The 3,172-nt window shown below is 69.8% G+C and carries 3 protein-coding genes and 1 pseudogene; all 4 read right to left on the bottom strand.

Annotated features, from left to right (window positions below):
• Positions 1-457: hypothetical protein (locus DPV74_RS40265; RefSeq protein WP_119339209.1), on the bottom strand; the 457-nt coding region annotated here is incomplete at its 3' end.
• 131 nt (positions 458-588) lie between these two features.
• Positions 589-2,010 carry a sigma-54 dependent transcriptional regulator gene (locus tag DPV74_RS40260; RefSeq protein WP_027789511.1) on the bottom strand — a complete coding sequence of 474 codons (1,422 nt, stop codon included), beginning with the start codon at positions 2,008-2,010 and terminating at the stop codon, positions 589-591.
• 110 nt (positions 2,011-2,120) lie between these two features.
• Positions 2,121-2,705, bottom strand: a complete 585-nt coding sequence (locus tag DPV74_RS40255) for a hypothetical protein (protein WP_027789512.1) — start codon at positions 2,703-2,705, stop codon at positions 2,121-2,123.
• A 154-nt stretch (positions 2,706-2,859) separates the two neighbouring features.
• Positions 2,860-3,172 (bottom strand): annotated as a pseudogene (locus DPV74_RS40250) (chemotaxis protein CheA); the annotation flags it as partial.

Genomic DNA, 3,172 nt, shown 5'->3' with positions numbered 1-3,172 from the left:
TGCGCCGCACGAGCTGCTCGAACTGCCGCGTCGCGACCTGCGGATCGCGCGCGGCCAGCCCGAGCGCGTTGCGCGCGAGCTGGATCGGCGTCAACACGAGGCCCCACGGCAGCCCCCACCAGCCGAACGCGGCCGACGCCAGCAACGCGACCGCCTGCTTCCTGCGGCCGCAACGCCGGCAGCACACGTGGCGCCGTGTCGCCCAGCGCGTGACGAACAGCAGCGACACGACGCGATGCGACGCATGGACATCGACCGGCCGGTCGTCGCGACGGCAGATCGGGCACGGCCCGTAACGCCAGTCGTGCACGTACTCCCAGACCTTCGCGTCGGGCACCCGCTCCGCCTCGACGACGATCGGATGCGCCCGGGCGCACGCCGGACGGCAATAGCGGCGGCCGTCGATCGACCGCCCGCCGACCAGGAACGTCCTGCCGCAGTGACTGCACTCTGCCACGGTAACCTCGGATAAGCGTGATGCGCCGCATGCCGGCCGCGCGCGCATCGCCGCGCGGCGGTCCGGACGGGCCGTTTCATGTCTTAACGGCCGACGTCGCGCGGTCTTGAGCGGCTGCGCGACGCGGCGCGTCAGCCGTGCAGCCCGTGCGCGGTCATCAGCCGATACAGCGTCGCGCGCGAGATGCCCAGCTCGGCCGCCACGTCGGCATGCTGGTGGCGGTGGCGCATCAGCGTTTCCTCGATCGCGCGCCGCTCGGCGCGCCGGCGCGTTTCGGCGAGCGTCGGCGGCTGCCGCGACGTGTACTGGTGCAGTTCGAGATCGGCGGCCGAGATCATCGGGCCGTTCGTCATCACGACCGCGAGCCGGATCCGGTTGATCAGCTCGCGCACGTTGCCCGGCCACGGATAGTTGTGGATCGCTTCGACCGCGCTCGGCATGAAGCCGCGAATCCGTTGCGCATTGTCGCCGCGATAGCGCCGCAGCACATGGTCGGCGAGCAGCATGATGTCGCGGCCGCGCACGCGCAGCGGCGGTTCGTCGATGCGCAGCACGCACAGGCGGTAGTACAGGTCGGCACGGAACCGCCCCGCCTGCATCGCGGCCTCGAGATCGACGTGGGTCGCCGACACGATCCGCACGTCCACCGGAATCGACGCGTGCCCGCCGAGGCGCTCGATCGTGCCTTCCTGCAGGAAGCGCAGCAGGCTCGCCTGGCTCTCGAACGGCATGTCGCCGATTTCATCGAGAAACAGCGTACCGCCGTGCGCCGCCTCGATACGGCCGATCTTGCGCTGGTGCGCGCCCGTGAACGCGCCGCGCTCGTGGCCGAACAGTTCGGCCTGCAGCAGCGTCGACGGAATGGCCGCGCAGTTCACGGCGACGAACGGCGCGTCGGCGCGCGACGACTGCTGGTGAATCGCCGCCGCCGTCAGCTCCTTGCCGGTGCCGGACTCACCGGCGATGAAGACGGTCGCCTCCGTATTCGCGACCTTGCGGATCGTCGCGAACAGCCGGCGCATCGCGTCGCACGAGCCGATCATCGTGCCGCCGGGGGGCGCCGCATCGGCGTCCGGGCTGCCGTCCGCGAGCCTCAGCATCCCGTACGCATGGCCGACCAGATAGCCGATCGTCGTGTACGCAGTCGCGTTGCGCACGTAATCGAAACAGCAGTGGCGAATCAGGCGCGCGATGGAAATATCCCGCAGCCGCTCGTCGTCGGCGAACGCGAGCCAGCCGACGCGCGGGTCGCGCAGCAGCGCCTCGAACGACGTGACGTCGGGCGACGCGAAGCTGCCGAAATCGACGATGCCCGCATGCAGACGGTTCGCCCTGACGAGATTCAGTGCGTCCGCAACGGTTTTCGCGCGCCACACGTCCCAGCCGCGCGACGCGAGACAATCGACGAGCGCGGCGTCGTGCTGCTGCGACAGGTAGACGAGCGGCCGCGACGGCACGACATGGTTGCGCCGGACGGCAATGAACGGTGCCGTCCCCGCATCGCGTTCGAGATCCTGCGGGCCCGACACCCTGATCTGGCAGCAATGGTTCACGATGGCCTCGTCGCTTGGGTTGGTTGTCGAAACGGCCGTTGCCGGATCGCGTGGAGCGGGGCACCGTGGTCCCGCGACGCGGCGCCGGGCCGTTCTCGGATTGACGTTCGTTATCGGCAGAAAACGACGCGCTGCGTGTAGATCTGCGGCTCGACGACCGGCTTCGCGGCACCGTTGAGGTCGTCACGATAGGCCCGGTAGGTCTTGCCGTTCACCGTCACTTCCGTCGCACGGGCCGTCTCGATCGAGCTGAGCCCGTTGCGCTGCCAGCCGCTCACCTGGTCCGCCGCCGTCACGCTCGCATCGCCTGCGATCTTCTGCGTGATCGCGCTGCCGTCGCTCCATGGCTGCGTCTGCATGTCCTCGGCATGCTGCATCGCGCCGACCGTCTTGCCGGTCGGCGTCGGCCCCCTCTGCGCCTCGAACGGTGCGCCACGGCCGTACACCGGCGATTGCCACGACGGCGCGTGACCCTCCTCCGGCATCATGTAGATCATCTGCGGATCGCCGATCATCATCATCGGCGCGCACGCCGTGTTGTCGGCGCGACCGAGCGTCGTCAGCGCCTGCGCGACGCTCGCGGCGTTTGCCGCGGTCTGCTCGCCCAGGATCACGAAGACGGCCGGGTTCTGAAATACCGCCTGTGCTGCGGCTTGTGCGCTGTACAACAACAGAGCGACCAAAAAGATCCTCATGATTGAGGCCTCCTTGCATCCTCGTCAGGCAAAAAGAGGTGTTGACCTCGGGGATGGGACCAACACCCGTCAAACAGGAAACGACCGCCGGGCATCGGGTCCGGACGGCTCCCGTGCGCCGCCATTCCGGCGCACGGGAGCCAGACCCGCGTGCTTACGACGACGTGCTCGTCGAGATGACGGCCGGAGCCGGCAAGACCGGTACAGCCGGGGCGGCCTGCTGGTCGACCGGAGCCGCCGGCAATCCTTGCGCCGGATCGGACAACGCCGGCATCTCGGCGGGCTGCGCGGCTGCCTGGTCCGGCACCTTCGCGTCGGCTGCCGGCATGTCGGCAGGCGCTGCGGCCGCAGTGGCTGCAGGCTGCGCGGCTTCCGGTGAGGGCGCTTCCGCGGCGACCGGAGCCGGTTCGGCGGCCTTCGCATCGGCTGCCGGTGCGGGCATCGCGGCCTCGGCTGCGGGCGCCGCG

Source organism: Burkholderia sp. HAN2018 (genome assembly GCF_024704855.1).
In the GTDB taxonomy this organism is placed as follows: domain Bacteria; phylum Pseudomonadota; class Gammaproteobacteria; order Burkholderiales; family Burkholderiaceae; genus Burkholderia; species Burkholderia cepacia.
Note: the sequence above shows the minus strand (reverse complement) of the source record. Positions and strands in the feature narration are given on the sequence as shown.

Bases quoted from the DNA above. Each gene is read 5' to 3' on its own strand.
- DPV74_RS40255 (WP_027789512.1), bottom strand. From the start codon at position 2,705: ATGAGGATCTTTTTGGTCGCTCTGTTGTTGTACAGCGCACAAGCCGCA.